The 18,894-nt window shown below is 69.0% G+C and carries 22 protein-coding genes and 1 pseudogene; 9 read left to right on the forward strand and 14 right to left on the reverse strand.

All coding sequences use genetic code 11. From position 1 onward, the window contains the following. Positions 1-131 precede the first annotated feature (131 nt). From AC07DC_RS38360 to AC07DC_RS38370, 3 genes are read left to right on the forward strand one after another with little or no spacing between them, the layout of a single operon-like run. A complete protein-coding gene (locus tag AC07DC_RS38360) occupies positions 132-1,352 on the forward strand; it encodes a hypothetical protein (protein ID WP_478919387.1) in 1,221 nt (406 codons plus the stop codon). Beyond that, a complete protein-coding gene (locus AC07DC_RS38365; protein WP_478919388.1) occupies positions 1,349-3,562 on the forward strand; it encodes a tetratricopeptide repeat protein in 2,214 nt (737 codons plus the stop codon). Before AC07DC_RS38360 ends, AC07DC_RS38365 begins: the two co-directional genes overlap by 4 nt. After that, positions 3,559-4,149 carry a flavin reductase family protein gene (locus tag AC07DC_RS38370; RefSeq protein WP_478919389.1) on the forward strand — a complete coding sequence of 197 codons (591 nt, stop codon included), beginning with the start codon at positions 3,559-3,561 and terminating at the stop codon, positions 4,147-4,149. Before AC07DC_RS38365 ends, AC07DC_RS38370 begins: the two co-directional genes overlap by 4 nt. 419 nt (positions 4,150-4,568) lie before the next feature. Here AC07DC_RS38370 and AC07DC_RS38375 read toward each other — a convergent pair whose 3' ends face one another. Continuing rightward, positions 4,569-6,509 (reverse strand): RICIN domain-containing protein, encoded by a 1,941-nt coding sequence (locus tag AC07DC_RS38375; RefSeq protein ID WP_478919391.1) that lies wholly within the window; start codon positions 6,507-6,509, stop codon positions 4,569-4,571. Positions 6,510-6,732: 223 nt separating this feature from the next. Between AC07DC_RS38375 and AC07DC_RS38380 the strand changes: the two genes are divergently transcribed. Beyond that, complete coding sequence (locus AC07DC_RS38380; RefSeq protein ID WP_478919392.1) at positions 6,733-7,221, forward strand: hypothetical protein; 489 nt, start codon at positions 6,733-6,735, stop codon at positions 7,219-7,221. Positions 7,222-7,458: 237 nt separating this feature from the next. On the opposite strand, the gene AC07DC_RS38385 is transcribed toward AC07DC_RS38380, so the two are convergent. Together AC07DC_RS38385 and AC07DC_RS38390 are read right to left on the reverse strand one after the other, a co-directional pair. After that, positions 7,459-7,842, reverse strand: coding sequence for a VOC family protein (locus AC07DC_RS38385; RefSeq protein WP_478919393.1), 384 nt, complete (start codon positions 7,840-7,842; stop codon positions 7,459-7,461). Between the two features lie 70 nt (positions 7,843-7,912). Then, positions 7,913-8,239, reverse strand: a complete 327-nt coding sequence (locus AC07DC_RS38390) for a hypothetical protein (protein WP_478919460.1) — start codon at positions 8,237-8,239, stop codon at positions 7,913-7,915. Positions 8,240-8,434: 195 nt separating this feature from the next. Between AC07DC_RS38390 and AC07DC_RS38395 the strand changes: the two genes are divergently transcribed. Further along, on the forward strand, positions 8,435-8,857 hold the full coding sequence (locus tag AC07DC_RS38395; RefSeq protein ID WP_478919394.1) for a DUF6223 family protein: 423 nt from the start codon (positions 8,435-8,437) through the stop codon (positions 8,855-8,857). A 109-nt stretch (positions 8,858-8,966) separates the two neighbouring features. On the opposite strand, the gene AC07DC_RS38400 is transcribed toward AC07DC_RS38395, so the two are convergent. The 4 genes from AC07DC_RS38400 to AC07DC_RS38415 form a co-directional block, all read right to left on the reverse strand. Further along, positions 8,967-9,263: an FAD-dependent oxidoreductase gene (locus AC07DC_RS38400; RefSeq protein WP_478919395.1), complete on the reverse strand. Its 297-nt coding sequence runs from the start codon at positions 9,261-9,263 to the stop codon at positions 8,967-8,969. A gap of 242 nt (positions 9,264-9,505) precedes the next feature. Further along, on the reverse strand, positions 9,506-10,003 hold the full coding sequence (locus AC07DC_RS38405) for a CBS domain-containing protein (RefSeq protein WP_478919397.1): 498 nt from the start codon (positions 10,001-10,003) through the stop codon (positions 9,506-9,508). A gap of 34 nt (positions 10,004-10,037) precedes the next feature. Beyond that, on the reverse strand, positions 10,038-10,400 hold the full coding sequence (locus AC07DC_RS38410) for an ArsR/SmtB family transcription factor (RefSeq protein ID WP_478919398.1): 363 nt from the start codon (positions 10,398-10,400) through the stop codon (positions 10,038-10,040). Between the two features lie 173 nt (positions 10,401-10,573). Further along, positions 10,574-10,924, reverse strand: a complete 351-nt coding sequence (locus AC07DC_RS38415; RefSeq protein ID WP_478919400.1) for an STAS domain-containing protein — start codon at positions 10,922-10,924, stop codon at positions 10,574-10,576. A 545-nt stretch (positions 10,925-11,469) separates the two neighbouring features. Here AC07DC_RS38415 and AC07DC_RS38420 point away from each other — a divergent pair. The 4 genes and pseudogenes from AC07DC_RS38420 to AC07DC_RS38435 form a co-directional block, all read left to right on the forward strand. After that, a complete protein-coding gene (locus tag AC07DC_RS38420) occupies positions 11,470-11,667 on the forward strand; it encodes a hypothetical protein (RefSeq protein WP_478919402.1) in 198 nt (65 codons plus the stop codon). A gap of 128 nt (positions 11,668-11,795) precedes the next feature. Continuing rightward, positions 11,796-11,975 carry a hypothetical protein gene (locus AC07DC_RS38425; RefSeq protein ID WP_478919403.1) on the forward strand — a complete coding sequence of 60 codons (180 nt, stop codon included), beginning with the start codon at positions 11,796-11,798 and terminating at the stop codon, positions 11,973-11,975. Between the two features lie 314 nt (positions 11,976-12,289). Then, positions 12,290-12,949, forward strand: a complete 660-nt coding sequence (locus AC07DC_RS38430; protein WP_478919404.1) for a hypothetical protein — start codon at positions 12,290-12,292, stop codon at positions 12,947-12,949. Between the two features lie 177 nt (positions 12,950-13,126). Then, positions 13,127-13,624: pseudogene (locus AC07DC_RS38435) on the forward strand (aminotransferase class I/II-fold pyridoxal phosphate-dependent enzyme); the annotation flags it as partial. Positions 13,625-13,640: 16 nt separating this feature from the next. On the opposite strand, the gene AC07DC_RS38440 reads toward AC07DC_RS38435, so the two are convergent. From AC07DC_RS38440 to AC07DC_RS38470, 7 genes are all read right to left on the reverse strand, one after another. Continuing rightward, positions 13,641-14,054, reverse strand: a complete 414-nt coding sequence (locus AC07DC_RS38440; RefSeq protein WP_478919406.1) for an STAS domain-containing protein — start codon at positions 14,052-14,054, stop codon at positions 13,641-13,643. 50 nt (positions 14,055-14,104) lie between these two features. Continuing rightward, positions 14,105-14,488, reverse strand: a complete 384-nt coding sequence (locus AC07DC_RS38445; RefSeq protein WP_478919407.1) for an ATP-binding protein — start codon at positions 14,486-14,488, stop codon at positions 14,105-14,107. A gap of 29 nt (positions 14,489-14,517) precedes the next feature. Next, complete coding sequence (locus AC07DC_RS38450) at positions 14,518-14,946, reverse strand: pyridoxamine 5'-phosphate oxidase family protein (protein WP_478919408.1); 429 nt, start codon at positions 14,944-14,946, stop codon at positions 14,518-14,520. Between the two features lie 17 nt (positions 14,947-14,963). Further along, the gene (locus AC07DC_RS38455) at positions 14,964-16,619 is read right to left on the reverse strand and encodes a SulP family inorganic anion transporter (RefSeq protein WP_478919453.1); all 1,656 of its coding nucleotides are present in this window, start codon (positions 16,617-16,619) and stop codon (positions 14,964-14,966) included. A 68-nt stretch (positions 16,620-16,687) separates the two neighbouring features. Then, on the reverse strand, positions 16,688-17,029 hold the full coding sequence (locus AC07DC_RS38460; protein ID WP_478919410.1) for an ArsR/SmtB family transcription factor: 342 nt from the start codon (positions 17,027-17,029) through the stop codon (positions 16,688-16,690). Positions 17,030-17,712: 683 nt separating this feature from the next. Further along, entirely contained in the window at positions 17,713-17,943 is a 231-nt protein-coding gene (locus tag AC07DC_RS38465) for a hypothetical protein (protein ID WP_478919411.1), read from the reverse strand. 117 nt (positions 17,944-18,060) lie between these two features. Continuing rightward, complete coding sequence (locus AC07DC_RS38470) at positions 18,061-18,624, reverse strand: DUF2231 domain-containing protein (RefSeq protein WP_478919413.1); 564 nt, start codon at positions 18,622-18,624, stop codon at positions 18,061-18,063. Positions 18,625-18,894: the final 270 nt, after the last annotated feature.

An 18,894-nucleotide genomic window follows, 5' to 3' on the forward strand; every position in this document is an offset into this window, starting at 1 on the left:
GCAAGGCGGGACCGATCCGGCTGACGACTGCGTGCTACTACAGCTGCTCCCAGGCCTGACACGCCCCTTTCGGAGCTGGGCCCCGTCGGGAGCCCAGCTCCGATCCCGCTTGACGCAGAGAGGCGCGCCGTATGAGCGTGACCGTACCGGGCGGCTCCACTGTCCGCCTCCACAAGCTCACGATGGTGGCCGAGGACGACGGCGTCATGGTCGGCAGACCGGACATCGGCTCGTACGCGGTGTTCCCCGAGGAGGGCGCACAGGCCCTGCGGATGCTCGGCTCCGGAACCCCGGTCCCCGACGTGGCCGCGTGGTACGAGCGGACGTGCGGCGAGTCCCTGGACATGGACGACTTCCTCGCGGCGCTTGAGGATCTCCAATTCCTTCGGGCCGAGAACGAGGACGAGGATGCGTTCGCGCCTGCGGATTCACCGGTGCGATGGCAGCGGCTGGGCCGGTGGGCATTCTCGCGGCCAGCCTGGGTGTGCTACATCGCGCTGATGGCTGTAACGGTCGCCGCGATGGTGAAAGAACCACAACTGCGCCCCTCTTACCACCAGGTGTTCTTTACCAGCTATCTCTCACTGATACCGGTGGCTCTGTTCGGTGCCGCGATCCCCTGCATCCTGGTGCACGAGAGTTTCCACGCACTGGCCGGCCGCCGGCTCGGTCTTCCCTCGCGGCTCGGAATCGGACGCCGGCTCTATTACCTCGTCGCGGAGACCCGGTTGGACTCCCTGCTCAGCGTGGAAAGGCGACGACGGTATCTGCCGTTCCTCGCGGGAATGCTGGCCGACGCCGTCATGATCTCCGTGCTGACGCTCCTGTCAGTGGCCCTGGACGGGCACGGCATCGCCCCGTGGATCCACAAACTCTGCCTGGCCGTCGCCTTCAGCTGCGTGATCCGCCTCATCTGGCAGTTCATGTTCTATCTGGAGACCGATCTCTACTTCGTCCTGTCCAACGCTCTGCGCTGCACAGATCTGCAAAATGCCAGCCGCTTCTACCTGCGCACGCGCTTCCGTCGGCTGCTGCGCCGCGAGCCCCCGCAGCCGGACACCGAGTGGTCGGACCGTGACCGCGCGATGGCGCGCTGGTACGCGCCCATCCTCGTGGCCGGTTACGGCTTCTCCCTCGGCAGCCTGGTGTGGGCCGCCATTCCGACCGCCGTACACCTCTGGTCGACGGCCTTCGGCCGGTTCACCAGCACGCGGACTCCCGCTTCCGACCTCCTCGATGCGGTGATCTTCGTCGTGCTGACGTCGTTCGAAGTCGGTCTGCTGCTCTACGTCACCGTGCGGGACCGGCGCGCCCGGACCCGGAAGAACTCACTCCAAGGAGCACTGACGTGACTTCCTCCCTGCCCCGGCACTGTTGGATCGACGCGACCGCGGATGACTCTGCGGACGGCGGCCTTCCGCTGCCACCTGAAGCGGTTCTCGATGTCTGGTGCCACCGCCGGCTCCGCGGACCGTACACCGGTGGCGGCTCCCTGCTGCGCCGTGTCGTGCCCGAGCTGATGGAGGCGAACTCCGAAGCGGTGGCGGCGCGAGCGACCGAAGTCGTCGCGCTCGCCCCGGAACTCACCCCCATCGTCCCGCAGCCGCCCCAGACCCTCACCAACCTCGCCGACTCCAAGGAACGCACCCGGTTCTACCCCGCGACCCGCGCGATCCGCCTCGGCCACGGCGTGGCCGAACTGCTGATGGACTGGGCCCGCATCAAGCATCCCGGCGGAGTCGTCATCGCGTTCCATGACCTTGACGAAGCCGACCCCACCGACCGTGACCTGGTGGCCATTCTGCTGCGCCGCTGCAACCCCGCTCTGCTGACCGTGATCGTCGAGAACCCCGGCACCGCCGACGACGCCTTGGGACAGGACCTGACCGCCCGCGCTCTGCGCGTCGGGCGCCGGCCTCGCCCCGAACCGCAGTTCCCACCCGACGCCGACCTCGCCCAGCTGTTCATCGATTCCGACGGCACCAGCCGCGAACCGGCCCTCCTTCGCGCCTACTCCGACCTGCCACCGCTGGAACGGGCCCGCCGCCACACCGCCCGCGCCGAGAAGCTGGCTGCCCTCGGCGAGCCGACGCTGCTGATCGGGGCCATCCCCTACCACCTGGAACACGGATCCGACCCGGCCGGTGCCGGTGTGGAGGCCATCGCCCAGGCCGTCAATGCCTGCTTCGCCCTGGGCTTCTACGAGGCGGTGGTGGAACTCTCCCTGCGCGGACGCCAGATCGTCCCGGGCGCCGAACGGCCGAAGGCGTACTGGAACTTCACCCACAAGATCGGCGCCTGCCTCTCCTACCTGGGGCGCGGCGACGAAGCCATCGGCTACCTCGAGGAGATGCGGCAGGGCTCGACCGAGCCCGACATCCACATGGGCACCAGCTACCTGATGGCGATGCTCCACACCCGCTTCCTTCCGAAGGACGCGCACGACGAGGACGTGGCGCTGGCGTGGGTGAACACCGCGATCGCGATCGCCGACATCCACCCGGACCCGCACCGGCGCATCCTCGTCAGGGCCTTCATGCGCAACGCACGAGCCCTCGTAGAACTGCACCGCGGCAACCTCGACGGCTCGCTGGCACTCGTCAACGAGGCGATGGCCATCACCGACGCCGACTTCGGACCCGACGAGCAACTCCTGCACCGTTCGGTACTGCTGTACAACCGGGCGCAGGTCCAGGGCGGCCGCAAAGACCACGCCGCCTCACTGCTCGACTACGACGAGGTGATCCGCCGCGATCCGGACTACGGCGACTACTACTTCGAGCGGGCCGCGCAGCACCGCGCCGCCGGCCAGTACGCCCAGGCCCTCGATGACTACGCCGCCGCGATCCGGCTGAGCCCGCCGTTCCACGAGGCGCACTTCAACCGCGCGGACCTGCTGCGCGAACTCGGCGACGACGAGGCCGCGTTGCGGGATCTGGACTACGCGCTCGACGTCGAGCCCGATCATGTGGACTCGATCGTCAACCGCGCCGATCTGCTACTGGCCTGCGGCGAGATGGAACGCGCCCGCGCCGACATCGAACGCGGGCTCGCTTTGGACCCGCGCAACGTGAACCTGCTGGCCGCCCAGGGCTCGCTGCTCGCGGACTGCGGTGACACGGAGGGCGCGTACGCGAAGTACACCGCCGCGCTGGCGGAGGACCCGGCCTTCGTCGCAGCCTGGGCCAACCGTGCCGTACTGGCCTACTCCACGGACCGGCCTGCGCAAGCGGTCGCCGACCTCGACGAAGCCATCCGGCTCACGGACGACCCCGCTCTACGGGCCAACCGCGCCATCGCGCTGCAGGAGCTCGGTCACCACGACCGCGCCGTGGAGGATCTCGATCGCGCCATCGCTGCCTTCGGCGACCAGGATCCCGAGCTGCTCTACCGGCGCGGCGTCAGCCGCCAGTCGACGAACGACACGGCCGGCGCGCTCTCCGACTGGCGCGCCCACCTCGCGGCCTACGGCCCCGGCGAGACCTCCCCATACCTCAAGGAGATCGAGCTGCAGGCCGGCGACCTGATCAACAGGGACCAGACGCAGGAGGGAGTGGTGTGACGGAGGCGCCCCCTGCCGCGCGTCCGAGCGATCGCGGCGCGCACGGCACCACCCTCCTTAAAGGCGCACCCCGGCGGGAGACCGACACTCCTGCCGGGGTGGGGCCGGACCTGATGAGACGGGTGCTGCGCCACCACGCCAAGGGCGTTGCCGTCATCACCGCCGGCGCCGAGACCCCCGCCGGTTTCTGCGCGACCTCCCTCACATCCCTGTCGCTCAACCCGCCTCTCCTGTCGTTCACCGTCGGCCTGCACACGTCGTCGTGGGCCACCGTCGAGAACGCGCCGCACGTCATGGTCCACCTGCTCGCGGACGGCCAGGAGGACATCGCCCGCAGATTCGGCGGATCTGGCCCGGCGAAGTTCGGACCGGGCACGCGCTGGCACCGCGGCGCCTTCGGCCTGCCGGTGCTCGACGACGTCCTCGGCTGGCTGGTGCTCGCACCCGTCAGCCGGCTACCGGTCGGAGATCACGCCCTCGTCATCGGCCAGGTGGTCTCCGCCCGTCACATCGCCGACGGCCGCCCGCTGATCCACCACGACGGCGGCTTCGTCCGGCTGGCCGCTCCGGAGGGCCGCGCGTGGTGAACCCCGCTGCCTGATCGTCATTATGCTCTCCCTTTCTCGGCGAACCCGGTCGGGCGGACCGGGTTCGGGGTACGTGCGATCGAGGCCGCGTCTGTGCGTGGGCGCGGTGAATGGCGGCACGGCGATCCAGCTGCTTCCCTGCGGCCACAACAAGGCCGAGGCGGTCTTCAAACGAGGCTGAACGCCGGCGCCCGGGGAGATCGCCCCGATCCTCGTTCGCGACGGCGTTGTCGCGGCGCCGTAGACGCCCCATTTTGTGTCGTTGTTCACATCCCAGGGTGCAGGTGCCGTCGAGCGTGAGGCGCGTCAGGAGCCGAACGCCGGTTGTTCCGAGGGGGACCGCCGTACGCTGCGGCGGTCCCCCTCGTGCCTGATGGATGCCTGGTCGATCGTGTGCTCGGAGCCCTGGTGCCGGCGGGCTACCCGATGGTCCAGTGCTGGAGCGCGGAGTTGGTGTCAGCTTGCTGTGTCACCAGTGCGCCGTCGGCTGTGGAGGCCGTGGTCAGCAGCAGTCCGCTCTTGACTGACTTGACGGTGTAGCCGCCGCCCGCCAGTGGGGTCGCGGTCCACTCCTGGTTCGTGGTGCCGGAGCAGGTCCACTGGATGATCTTGGCGCCGGCGGCCGTCGAGCCACCGTTCACGTCGGCGCAGAGTCCTGAGGTGCCGTTGACGAGCGTGTAGGAGCCGTCGGACTGTTGCGTGAACGTCCACTGCTGGTTCGTGCCGCCGTGCAGGGCCCAGGTGATGAGCTGGGTGCCGGTGGCGGTCGAGCCACCCGGGTCGTCGAGCGCCTTGCCGCCGGTGGTGAGCGTGTGCACGCCGTTGAGGTTGCCGGTGCCGGTGCCGGGCCAGAGGGGGTTGCGGCCGACGGCGTCCATGATCGGGATGAAGGCGGCGTAGGTGGCGGCGAGTTTGGGGGTGCCCCAGGTCATCTGTGCCAGATCGCGCATCGGGTACTTGATCCCGGCCGCGGTCTGGTCTTGCGTCTCGGCGCCGGGGTTGTCGCACCAGACGTGGATCAGGGAACCCAGGTTCTTCGAAGCGCTGTTGATGGTGTTGCCGCCCTGGAACAGGTCCGGATTCCAGGTCTCGTACATCCACGTCGTGTTCGGCTTCGAGCCGCCGTAGACGTAGTAGGTCGGGTCCCAGGACTCGTTGGCGACGGTGTGCCCGGCGTTGATCAGCTGCTGCGGCGTGAGGCCGTTGTTGTACCAGTACTCGACGATGATGTCGGCGTTCGGGGAGATGGTGCCGTCGCCGGCCTTGATGCCGTCGTTCCACATGCGGGTGGTCTTCGCTCCGGCCTTGACCAGGCTGTCGGCCCAGTTGATGAAGCCGTAGTAAGTGTCCTTGGCCGTGGCGCTGGCGCCGTAGTTGGCCCGCGCGTAGGTGAGCAGCTGTGGGTAGGCGCTGTAGTTGGTCACATACTCGTCCGCGCCGATGTGCCAGTAACGCGAGGAGGTGAACAACGGCAGGTACTCGTTGATCAGGTCACTGATCAGGCTCCGCGCGCCGGGGATGGACAGGTCGATGAAGGCGCTACTGACGCCTCCCGAGCTGTCCTTGAGCCGGTAGTCGTGCCCGATGTTGAGCTCGCCGGTGAGGATCGCGTCCATGTGCCCCGGCATGTCGATCTCCGGGACGATCGTGACGTGGTACTTGTTGCCGACCGCGATGATGTCGGCGATGTCCTGCTTGGAATAGTGCTGGGTCGAGGTGACCTCGGGGTGTGTACTGCTCTCCAGCCGGAACCCGAACGTGTCCGACAGGTGCAAATGGAAGTAGTTCATCTTCAGGTAGGCCATGTCGCGGATCTGGTTCTCGACGAACGGCACGTCGAAGAACCGGCGCCCCGTGTCGATCATCAGGCCGCGCTCGGCTTTGGTCGGCGAGTCGGTCGCCGTGCCGGCGGTGATCGTCGAGCCCTGGTGCAGCATCTGCAGCACGGTCCGGGTGCCCCAGAACTCGCCGGTCGTGGTGCCGCCCTGGATGCTGATGCTGCTGCCGACGGTCATGATGTAGCCCTCGGCGGGAAGACCGTTGCCGCCGAGCGTGAGGGCGATGTCGCCGACGTCCGCGGCACCCTGCACGACGGCGACGGTTCGGCCTTCGAGGGCTGACAGGTCGGCGGCGAAGGTGTTGGCGTCTGCGGTGAGTTGTGCGGCATAGGCGGGGTCGACGACGACGCGGCCGGCGGAGGTGAAGCTGAACGAGCCGGTCCCGGCGGTCCAGGAGCGCAGGGACGGGACTGTCGTCGGGGTGCCGGTGGCGGCTTGGGTCGCCGGCGCCGTGGCGAGCAGGTAGATGGGGACGAGGCTCGCGGCGAGGGCGGCCGCGACCAGAGATCTGAGGGGTCGCATCGGGTGTCCGGTCTGTCGGAGGGACGGTTCGGCACGGTGCGGTGCGGGGTTGTGCGCGATTCACTGCTCGATCTTGCGCGGTATAGACCATTTGGAGGTCGTAGTGCGCAGTATTGGACAGGAATCCGGGGCGTGGCAAGGGTCTGGTAGCGGGTATTTGCTGCCCGTTATCGCATGAGGCGGCCGAGCGTCGAAACCGTGATCGCCCAACAGAACCGGCGGCGTGATCGATCTGCGGCGCCTGGACCCGGCCGTCGCGGCGCGCTACAGCTCCGTGGCCGAACGGGACCGCGCCGCCCCCGCGGACCGGGCGCCGGTGACCGAGCCGAGCGAGGAGTGCCAGTGGCTCGTGGACAGCCTTCCGGGTGAGGCAGCCGGGTTCGGTTCCGTCGGCTGCCGGTGGTCACGCCGCGATGGTGTGCTGGTGCGGGCCCGCTTCCTGCAGATGACCGCCACGCACACCTTCCGGGACCACGGGCCGGTCCTCGACACGGTGCTGCGCATCCATCCCGCCGACGGCACACCCCCGTTCGATGCCGCCCGGCGACTGACGGTGCCGATGGACCACCTCGCCGTCCTGCACCGCACACTCAACGATGTCGATCACGGTCAACCTCTACGGGCACCTACTGCCGCACGCCGCACGAGCCGCGGTGACCGCCATCGGCACCGAGCTCGAACGGGCCGACCGCACCCACGCCAAATCCTCTGACGGTTCACCCGACGGTCCATCGAAAGAGCGGGCCGTCCGAGGCCTCACCGGACGTCTCGTCGTGGCGTATCTCTGAGTAGAGGTGCCGTCGCGCGGAATGATCTTTGATGCCGGGTCGCCGTCACCGGGCCATCACGTGTACCGCCAACGCATCCAGCGAGCCTGCCGTTACCGACAAACCCGCTGGTCGCACCGTCGGGACGACAGGATTTGAACCTGCGACCCCTTGATCCCCAGTCATGTTTCGTCGAAGCACAGGCAAAAGGGGTGGCCGGCCGGGTCGAAAAGCACCCGGACGTTCTTCTGTGGCTGGTGCTCCGCCAGAGTGGCGCCCAGGGCGACTGCCTCAGCGACCGCCGAGTCCAGATCGCCGACTTGGAAGTCGAAGTGCATCATCGGGCGCTGTTCCCCGGCGGTCGGAGGCCAGACCGGAGCCCGATAGCCGTCCGCCCGCTGGAACACGAAGAACGGTCCTTGCGGTGAGGCGGCGACGATGGCCGTTCCCGGCTCCTCGCGCCCGATGTGCCAATCCAGGAGTTCGGCGTAGAACTTGGCCAAGCCGCTGGGGTCCGGCGCCTCGATCGTCGTTCCCCACCACATGCCACCGGTTCGCGATCTCATTCCGACAGCCTGCCTCATGATCACGTTCTTGTCGTGGGATGGACCGCCGACTGTCGAAGGTCGCGTGACGTCAGGCAGCGGCCTCCTCCCGCTCGACCAGGACGCCGTTCTCAAACCACACACCCGCACGGACGAGCGCGACGTGGTGGGCTCCGGTGACTGCGCGCCAGCGGACCTGGGCCGACTCGACGATGAGCGAATCGTGCAGCTCCCGCGCGATGTGCAGCCTCTCCTCGTCGGCGCGGTGCCGCGCGGTCTCCTCCCGGGTGTGCTCGGCTTCGAAGCTCATGGCGGAGTGCCGCTCGGACAGGCCGGTGACCAGCAGCGTCGCCGCCACTCCGACGGCGATCGCCCAGTCCCTCGCCGCGGCTGGGACACCGGACCAACCTGTGCTCATGCGCGCACCCTAGCCGGTCGCTGCCGCGGCCGGATCCCGCTCGCGGACGAGCGGCCGACTACGACGGGCGCAGTACTTCCCCAGCGCCTGCCGTGTCTGCGGCAGCGCGAAGAGTCCGCGTCCGACGGACGACCCGAGGCGGCTCCGGCGGACATGCTCGGGTGGTCCCGTTACAGCGAGGAAAAGGAGCACACCATGCCAGTGCGCACTGTGCTTGCCGTGCTTGGAGCCACCCTGATCGGTGGGCTCGCGCTCGCCGAACCGGCCGCCGCGGACCCCTCGGTCCATCCGGTCGCCGCAAGCATCTACACCCTGAGCGCCGGGCGCATCGCAGCCAGTACGGCCGCACTGGTGGGCCTCCTCGGCGCGGTCAACGGCGGGCTGGCCCTGGCCCGTCGCACCGGTAACGGTCACATCGGCACCTGGGTCAGGAGGAACGGGGTCGTCACGGCCCTCGTGGCGGGCTCGCTCGCCGTCGTCGTGGGCACACTCGTCGCGGCCACCGCCGACGGCGGTCTCGGCACCGGCAACGGGCTGGGCGGCGCCTACGTTGCCATGCTGGTAGGCCTGATCGCCGTTACCCTCGGCTGGCTGTCCCGATCCCGCCGAACCGGCTGACCGGCTGACCGGCTGGGTATCTCGGGCTGTTTGCGCATCACGGTGCTCAGCGGTGAGTACGACCACCTCACCGCTGAGCACAAACGCTCCGAGGAGTAGTGCGCCGGGATCAGGTGATGAGGTCCCCCAGAACCTCATCAGCCGCCCGCTCGCCTTCCACAGCGCCGCCGTTCATGTAGCCCTGGAAGTCGTAGGAGCAGTGTTCACCACCGATGTGGATGTTCCCCTGCCGGGTGCCTTCGTAGCCGGCGTAGCGGTGGAGGTAGCCGACCGACCAGCAGGAGTACGCGCCGAGCGCGTACGGGTTCTTGTGCCAGGCGGACAGCAGTGCTTTTCCGTTCCAGCGGGCCTTGGTACCGGGAAAGACCTTGTCGACATCGGTGAGGACGGAGGTTGCCAGCCCCACATGTTGACGGGCGCGGGGGGAGACTTCCTTGCTGTGACAGCAGGAGGCGGCTGGACACCGGAGCGTGGACGCGAGCACAGGGCCGTTGTTCGTATGCGGGACGTGCTCACCCCTCCATTCCGTCACCCGAACAGATAGGGCTCGCTAATTGCCAATGTTGGCAACTGTCGGGCCTGTCAAGGGTGGTGACACGCAAAGTGAGTCCGTGGTGGGCCCGTAGGGGGCGGAGGCTCCTGTGGCTGTTACGGGCGGTAGGGCCAAACGGTCCGCCCGGTCCACGGGTTGGCCACCGTGTGACGGGTGGAGGATGCGTCGGCGGGGGCGCTTCCGGCTGCTGCGCCGGTGCCCGTCACGCCGCCGTCCTGGGGTTCGGGCCCGAGGGTGAGGACGCCGAGAGCGATGCCGTCGTCGTCCACGACGGGCCACACGGCCAGTGACCGCTCGCGCATCGTGGCTTCGGCCTCACCGAGGGGCATGTCGGGGCGGGCGAAGGGGCTGCAGTCGTGGGGGATGTCGCGCACGCGGGTGGCCTGGGCGTACCAGGGCTGGGCGCAGTGGGCGGTGAGCTGATCGCGCGTGACGATGCCGGCGCAGTGTCCCTCGTCGTCGCGGATGAGGACGTGGTCGGTATGGGCCCCGTGGAGCACGGCGAGGGCCTTGTCGATGGTCGTGTGGTCACTGACGTGCAGTTCGGGGGGCGCCATGGCGTCGGCGACGGTGGGATGGGCGGCAGCGGTCATGGTCGGCTCCGAAGGGGTCGGGCCCGGAGGCCGGTCAGGAAGGTCCGGGCGGCGCGGTCGTCAGGGTGGGATTGGTGGCGCGAAGGTCTTGCAGGAGCTCGGCCTGGCCGGCCAGGAGGCTGCCGAGGATGGTGCGGGCGACCGCGAGGAGCTCGGCTACCTGAGGGCTGGTGAGCCGGTAGTAGACGGTGGAGCCCTCCTTGCGGGTGGTCACCAGATTCGCGCGGCGCAGCACGGCGAGTTGCTGGGAGAGGTGGGCGGCTTCGATCCCGACCTCGGGCAGCATTTCCGCCACGGCGTGTTCCCGCTGACTGAGCAGTTCCAGCACGCGGATGCGGACGGGGTGGCCGAGGGTTTTGAAGAAGTCGGCCTTGAGTTGATACAGCGGGGCGCTCACGTGGGCCGCCTCCAGGGTTCCGGGGCCGGGTCCCGGCACATGGTCGGTGGATTCCGGGCAGCAACCGCACGCGAGTACCCTGCCTCGACCCGGGCGAAGCGGGAACTGATCTCTTGCCGACTTTAGCAATTCTGTGCGGTTCTCCTCGCTCCGGCGGCGTGGGAGGGGCCCGCCTACTGCTGTCGACCGGTGCCCGCGGGTACCCGCGCCGGGGGAAGAGCCGCCAAGGCGGCGTTCAGGTCGGGAAAGATACGGATGCCGGCCGGGGAGTTCCCGGTCAGTAGCGGCGCAGGGCGGCCGCGGAGCCCGCACAGTGCCAAAGGGGCGTGTGCGGCGTCGAGGATTGCGGCTTCCCCGTCCGGGCTCCAGCCCATCAGCCCGGACATGTCCAGTACCAGATTTCCGGTCGTTCGCGCCCGGGCCCAGTCCACCGCTCCGGCGAACCGGTCGGCGACCCGTCGGCCCAGGTGACCGGACAGATGCAGCACACCGGTGCCGTAGCAGTCTTCGAAGTACCACTCCATGGCTACTTCCGCCCCCGCCCTTGACCGGGGACCACACCCGCGGGAGCAGCATCGCTCCCCGGTCGCCCCACTGCCCGGTGCCCGCTGTGAAACCGACCCGGCCATGGCGACGGGGGCCATCCCGGCCCGGGGTGGTGCTCATGGCCGTCGCCACCGGCTTCGTCGCTCTCGCGGGGCGGCATCGCGTGAGCGGTCCGGCTCGCGCGGGATGCGGTGGCGGAGAACGGGTGCACCCTCCGTGCGTTCCCGCACCGCGGACAGCGGCTGGTCCCGTCGAGGGCGGCCGGCCGGCAGCGCAGGGTGCAGGCGGGGCAGAGCAGGACTGGCGCTTCGTCGCCGCGAATGGGTGTGATCCTCATCCGCCTCTTCATTCCATTGTTCATAGTTGCCAATCTTAGCAAGTGCTAAGGTCATCAGCTAATGGCCGCTCCGAGGCCCTGACATCCGGAGCGGCCACCTCACCGACCGGGCGCGTGCGCCAGCGGCGGTAACCGGTCCATCCGTCCCTGCTACCGGGATTGCGCGGAAAACAAGGAGAGCTGCTGATGGGCGAGGGATTCGGGGCCGCTCTACAGCGGCAGGCGGCCGCGCTGTGCCAGTCGCTGGCCGATGCCGCCGAGGCGGGAGACGTCTGGATGGTCGCCGTGTACTCGGTCGACCTGGAGGAACTACAGCGGCTGGGGCGGGCGCACGGTGTCGAACTGCCGGTCCCGGAGCGGCCTGCCGCAGCGGTGCAGAGGTGATCTTGATGTCGTGTCGAGGCCCGGACTCCTGCTGTCACACACCGCACATCCTGCGCGCGCAGCGGCCCGCTCCCGCATCACGGTTCGCTTTCCCCCGGCGGCTGACATACCAGGTCGACCAGATCGATATGCGACACCACACCGGATGGACCGTCATCGTCACCGGGTTCGCCGACCAGCTCACCGGCGCCCGCCTGATGCACTACCGGGCGCGGCTGGGTGCTACGGCAACGGGGCACGCCGAGCACTTCCTGCTCATCCACCCGCAGAGCATCGAGGGCTACCGGCTCACCTGTGATGCCTGGTGACGGGCACACACCGGGCGCCGCACCGGTCTATCGGCGGAGCACCCGACCTTGACTTGGCGGGAGCACCCGTCGCGTCGGCCCCGTTCTCCAACCGTGGGGGAATGTCCGATGACCCGGCTCCCTGACCGGCCCCGGCCTGAGTTCGGCCTTGAGGTGACCGTCCGGTTCCCGGCGTCTTCCACCGTGACGGCGATCCTTGCCATGACCGCAGGGGCGGCGCTGGTTGCCGAGGACGTCCATCCGGACACCGGTGCGCAGCGTGTGACGGTCGATACCGACGGTCCGCCACCGGCCTGGACATCCATCCCTTGCCGGTGGCTGCAGACACCCCCGGGGGCCTCGCCACGATCGCCACAGCTCTTGCGCCCGGCTTCGCGGCTGCGTGTCTGATCCACACGCATCCGATGTACGCCCATGCCGTCCGGGCGGCGTTGGAGGGCTCATCGACCCCCGACGTCGATGCGTTCTGCCGCGCCCATGCCGTCGCCACCGCGGCTGCGACGCTCAACGCCCTGGACCGCAGAGGGATCCCGCTCGACATGGCGCGGGTGGTCTTGGCCGGGCCCGAAGCCGGATGTGAGCTGTCCGGTCTGCTGTTGTCCGCTCGCATCCGTGACCTGACCATCGACATGTCCGGCTCATCCGCCGAGCCGCTTCCCGCCGATCTGGTGGTGGATCCGTTCGGTCGGCCCGCACCCCGGGACGGGACTCCCGTCCTGCGCGCCTGCCCGCAGGAGCTACCGCCCCTGCACGAGAGCACCCAGCAGCCACATCCCTTTCACGCGCTGCCGGCTCTGCTCACTGTCGCTGCCCGCAGCTGTCACCTGGGCCCGCACAGGCTGGTGAGCGCGGTGCGGGCGCTGGCCGCACGGGCTCCGGCAGGGGGCCTGCTGCCACCGGTCGGGCAAGCCGGACTGGTCCAGGCCCTGACCCTCGCCTTGGTGTCCGGCTCCTCGCACCCCACCGATGTCTGACCCCAGGGATCACACTCTCAGGCCGACCCGACCCCTACCCGTAAGGCGATGAGCATGCAGGTGACCCAGTCAGCCAAACCGGCGAATGTCAGTTACGACATTCGCGGACCGGTGCTCGACGAGGCGATGCGGCTGGAGGCTGCGGGGCACCCCATCGTGAAACTCAACACCGGCCCGTACCGGGTGGCCGGCTTCCGCTCCGGCTGGATGGCGATCAGCGGCCCCAAAGCCCACGCCGCCAACTATGTCGAGGGCCTCAACATCCTTGCCAACATGCGGTTGTGCGCCAATGTGCCCGCCCAGCACGCCATCGCCGCGGCCCTCGGCGGCCACCAGTCGATCGGCGGCCTTCTGCCGCGCGGCGGGCGGCTGCGGGAACAGCGCGACAACGCATGGAAAATCATCCTCAACGACATCCCCGGCGTCTCCTGCGTCAAGCCCCGGGGCGCCCTGTACGCCTTCCCCCGCCTGGACCACAAGGTTCACAAGATCAAGGACGATGCGCTGATGGTCTTGGACCTGCTCAAGGCCCAGCACATCCTGGTGGTTCAGGGAACGGGCTTCAACTGGTCCGAGCCCGACCACTTCCGGCTCGTCACGCTGCCGGGTGCTGACGATCTTGCTGACACGGTGACCCGCATCGGCACGTTCCCGGATGGATACAGCCAGCCCTGACGAGCCGACCCGTGGATCAGGCCGTGGCCGACACTCCGTTGTTCGGCCAACCGGTGGTCCTCCACTCCTGCTGGCCGCTCGGGTCCTCCGCAGACACCTGATGCGCGGTCAGAGCCGCAGCCAGGTCGTAGTGGATGGTCACCGGCGGATGCAATTCGTCAGGGACGACCAGCCCGTCCGCGGGGATCGCCGCGAGTTCCAGCGGCCGGCCGACGGCAGTCAGGCGGCGGGCCGCTTCGGTCACGGCCTCCTGACCTGCTGCTGACCATCCCTGCAGGAGAGCGAGGTCGAGAATGACGGGGCCGGCGCCTCGCGCCTGCACCCAGCCGACCGCTCCGCTGAAGCGGGCGACGGAGTCAGCGCCCAGGAAGCCGGAGACGGACAGGAGCCCCAGACCGTCGAGGGTGGTGTAGTGCCATTGGATCGTCATGTCTGTTTCTCGCGCTTTCTTCTGCGACGTGACCACTGCGGGCCGGCCTTCTACAGCGGCAAGGTGATCCACATGTTCTTCCCGCCTCCATCGGCGTCGGGCCGCACCGTGCAGGTGCCCCCGAACTCGGCGGTCAGCTCGGCGATCATCGCCAGGCCACCACCGGCGACGGCGAACTCGACCAGGTCCGGCTGATGGGGATGGCGGTCGTGGACCGCGAAGGCGAGAACATCCGCCCCGGCCGCGTATGTGACGGTGGCCTGCGGGGATGCCGTGGCGGCGTGCCGGACACTGTTGGTGACCAGTTCGCTCAGGATGAGCAGCGCCGGCCCCATGACCGGGTGGGCCCGGTCGATGCCCCAGGCGCGGTAGACATCCTCGGCGGTCTCGCGCGCCCGGGCCACCGCGCCGGGTGCCAGGGCAAGGGTCTTCACGTGCCGGTGATGCAAGTCAGCGATCCGGGTCACGAACTGTTCGACCTTCCTGAACCGGCAATCCCCGCGCGGGCGTCTGCAGCGTCGGTGAGCCGATATCCGCGGACGGTGTGCGGGCGGATATGGGCGAGCGAGTCATGCGGACCGAAGACCCAGCCGGGGAGTGTGCGGCGATAGTGCGCGGCCTCATCGACGTCAACGATCAGTTCCACCGGTCCAGTGATGCTGACCGACCAACCGCTGCCCCGTGCAGCATCGATCTCCTCGGAGTTGTACGTCGCGACAGCCGGTCCCGCGAGGGCACCTTCGGGAGCCGGAACACGCACGATGAGACGACCGTGTTCCAGGACATGAACCCCGGGCCGCACCTGGGTCAGGCCGCGCTGGACCAAGACCAGACGGCCACCGGCGGCGCCTCTGAGCAGCCACAGGGCTTCGGGGCCCATCATCTCCGTCATGGTGCGAGACGTGGAAGTCATCCGACCGGCTCCTCGGTAGGGACTCTGGTGGCTTGTGCGGGGATCGGCAGAACGCCGGTGCACTGCAGGTGGGTTCGGGCGGCCCGGATCGCCTCCGGCGTGGTGCTGAAGACTCTGCCGTCGGCGTACAACGGATCCAGCACACCAAGCGCGTCCAGAGCCTGCTGCTGGCCGCTCTGGATGCCCGATGCCATCACGGTGATCCCGCGGCGGCTCAGCTTGTGCACCGCGTCCTTGAGGACCAGTGCCCCCGTGGCGTCCAGGGCGGTGATCCGTGACAGGCGCAGGATCACCACCCGCACATCGGCGACATCGGTCAGCTCCAGCAGGAAGCGGTGCGCGGCGGCGAAGAACAGCGGTCCCTCGATCCGGTACGCGACGATGTGCTCGGCCAGCAGTTCATGCTCCTCGACGCTGTGATCGCCCGCCGGGTCGTGCTCCAGCGGGACCCGGTCCAACCGGGCGTGCTGGGCGACCGCCCGCAGGGCAACCACCGCCGCGACCACCAACCCCAAGACGACCGCGTACACGAGGTCGAGCGCCAACGTCGCCAGCGCGGTAAGGACCAGGACCAGCGCGTCACCCCGTGTGGCGCGGATCATCGCCCGCAGCGAACCGACCTCGATCATCCGGATCGCGGTGGCCAGCAGCACCCCCGCCAGCGCGGCCAACGGGATCCGGGCCACCAGCGGCGCCGCCGCGAACACGATCGCCGCCAGGACCAGGGCGTGAGTGAGTGCGGCGAGCCGGGAACCCGCCCCGGAGCGCACGTTGACCGCGGTACGCGCGATGGCAGCTGTCGCGGGAACTCCACCGAACAGCGGAGCGGCCAGGTTGGCCAGGCCCTGCCCGAACAGTTCACGGTCCGGATTGTGTTTCTGCCCCACCGTCATGCCATCGGCCACGGTCGCCGACAACAGCGACTCCAGCGCGGCGAGCGCGGCCACCGCGATCGCGGGAGCCAACAGCGAGGACACGGTGGACAGGTCCAGGAATCCGAGGGAGGGCGCGGGAAGGCCGGCCGGCAGATGCCCGATTCGCGACACGTCGAGGTGCGCCGCCTGCGCTACAAGGGTCGCCGCGATGACCGCGATGATGGAGAACGGTATGGTCGGCCGCCAGCGGGCCCCGGCCAGCATGAGTGCGGCGACGCCGACCGACAGGCCGATGGCCGTCCAGTTGGGACGTGCCGCGAATTCCTCCACCGCGCGCCACGCCACGACGACAACTTTGTCGCCCTTCGGCGTGGCCACGCCCAGTGCGGCCGGTACCTGCTGCAGTCCGATCACGCAGGCGATGCCCAGCGTGAAGCCCTCGACGACCGGCGCCGGAACATACTTCATGTACCGGCCGGCCTTCGCCACAGCTAGTGCGATCAGGATGAGGCCGGCCATCAGCCCGACGGTGAGCACGCCGCCCGGGCCGTATTGAGCCACGATCGGGACCAGCACTACGGTCATCGCCCCGGTCGGCCCGGACACCTGCAGATTCGATCCGCCGAAGATAGCCGCGATCGCGCCGGCCACTACAGCGGTGGCCAGCCCTGCCTCCGCGCCGAGCCCGGACGAGACCCCGAACCCCAGGGCCAGTGGCAGCGCCACGATCGCCACCGTCAGCCCGGCCAGCAGGTCCCGGCGCGGCTGCCGCCGCATCCCGGAAAAGTCGGCGCGTATCGGGAGCAGCGAACGGACCGAAGCCCACAGATTGTGCAGCGCCCTACTCACCGCGAGACGACCTCGTTCTGCCGCAGCTCGGTAAGGAGCTCGTTCTGACCGGTCAGGACCTGCGCGAGGATGGCGCGGGCCACGGACATCAATTCCGCCACGTCTCCGCTGGCCAACGCGTACACCACGGTCGAGCCGTCCCGGGTGGACGTCACGATCCCCGAGCGCCGCAACACAGCAAGCTGCTGCGACAGACTCGACGGCTCCACTTCGATTGCTGTCAGCAAGCTCCGGACCGGCATCGGGCCGTCCTGCAACAGCTCCAGCACGCGAATCCGCACCGGATGCGCGAGCATCCGGAAAAATTCGGCCTTGGCCTGATACAGCGGAACCGGCACGGCACGCCCTCCTCATCGCCGGCTTCCACCGGACTGGGCTTCGCGCTGCGTCAGCGGCTACCTGCAGACACAGCACACACAGCATGTAATGAATTGCCATTTTTTGCAATTCCATCAAAGCGCATGAAGCTGCCGAGGTCCGCGGAGCAACCAGCCGGGCACTCCGGCTGGCGCCACAACCCGCGAACTCGGTGGCTTCGGCCGTCGAGCCACGCCGGGCTCCCGCTTCTCCGTCACCGCCATCGCGGAGACTGTCCGAAAGAGACGCTCCCGCACGTGGATGCGCGCTCCCCTACAACAACGAGGTGATAGGGCAGCGTGATGGCACAGGGCACGGTGTCCCGTGACAGCACCCTGCCATCCGGGCGGCGCACATTCGCGGATCTCGCCGGTTCTTGCCCAAGGCGGCCCTCCGGAACGACATCCTCGACACCCTTACGGACGGTGCGCTCGACCGGGTCGAGACCAGGCGCACGAAGCCACGATCTTGAGAGGTTTTGTGGATCGGGGCGGCACGGGTATCACTGCTCAGGCTGCTGGGTGTCCGGCGTTTCCCCTCGCCACTTGGCCCCTCGTCTCCGGCCAGTTCGACAACGCCCCTTGCTCGTCCACGCCATCGAATGGCTCGCCGTCGCCGGGGCCGACGACACCGCGTTGATCTTGGGACCGCAGGGCCCGTCCGGTCAGCAGAGTGTGCCGCAGAGAGTAGAAGCGATCTCCCAGCGTTCGTGGTAGACGCGGATCAGGGCCTCGGCGGGGTCGTGGCGGGGGTCCATGAGGGTTGTCGCGAGCCGGTAGCGGCCCGTGATGCGCTGTCCGTTGCTGGTGGCGAGAGTGATGTCGGCTTCGACGATGCGGACACACAGGCCGCGGAAGCGGGTGGGGTAGGAGCCGTCGGGAAGGACTGCAAGCACCGCGGGGCGCAGGTGTGCGCACAGCCGGACCAGGAACTGAGAGCCGGTGCCGGCGACGGCGCGAAGGAAGTCGTAGCCGACGAACCACCCCGGCCTACCAGGACGCTCTGCATCTGCTCAGGCGACCTCCGCGCGGTTGACGCCCGTCGCCTGCCGGTACGCGAGATGGCCGCCGAGGAGGCCGCCGGCGCTCACCACGGTCAGGCCCGCCATGCCCAGCGTCCGACCGGCCCATGTCCGGCCGCGCAGCCGGGCCACCAGGGACGCCGCGTAGAGCATGACGCCGGTGGCGTTGGCGGCGGCGTGCACCACACCGATACGCAGCTGGCGCGGGTGCTGCTCCGCCCAGTCGACCCACCCCGCCACCGCCGCCGGGGCGGCCCCCAGCAGGCCAAGGGCGACCAGACCTGTCGCGGCGCGCTGCTCACCGGGCATCAGGTCGAGCACGGCCGCGCTCGTCCACGAGCCGATCGGGACCTGCACCAGGGCAGGATGCAGGGGGTGTCCGAGCCAGGAACCGCGCAGGAGATCGCGGGCCCGGCCCAGCGGGAGAGCGCGGACGGCGCGTTGGAGCGGCCCGGTCAGAGCGTCGAGGTACTGCTGCTCCTCGATCCGGTCCAGGGCCTCGCGTACCGGCGCATGGCCGTGACGGGACTCCAGCTTCTTCTGTGTGAACCTCATGGCGTACGGCTTTCCGTTAGGTACCAGAACAACTGAACGACTGTGGAGCCCGGTTTCCATGGTGATTCACTTCCGCCGCTGCCGCTCGTCGTGGCGCAGCAGCAGGGCCGGGATCAGCAGCCAAGTGGCGGCGAACCAGATCACCACGGCGACGGTGAGCGCCCAGGCCACTGGGGACTGCCGCAACCCGGAGTAGCAGGAGCAGCGAGCAGCAGACGGTCAGGGCGGGTCAGATCGATCCAGCGGGGCATGCGCACTGTGTCCACTCCA

This window comes from Streptomyces sp. NPDC045021 (assembly GCF_056432645.1).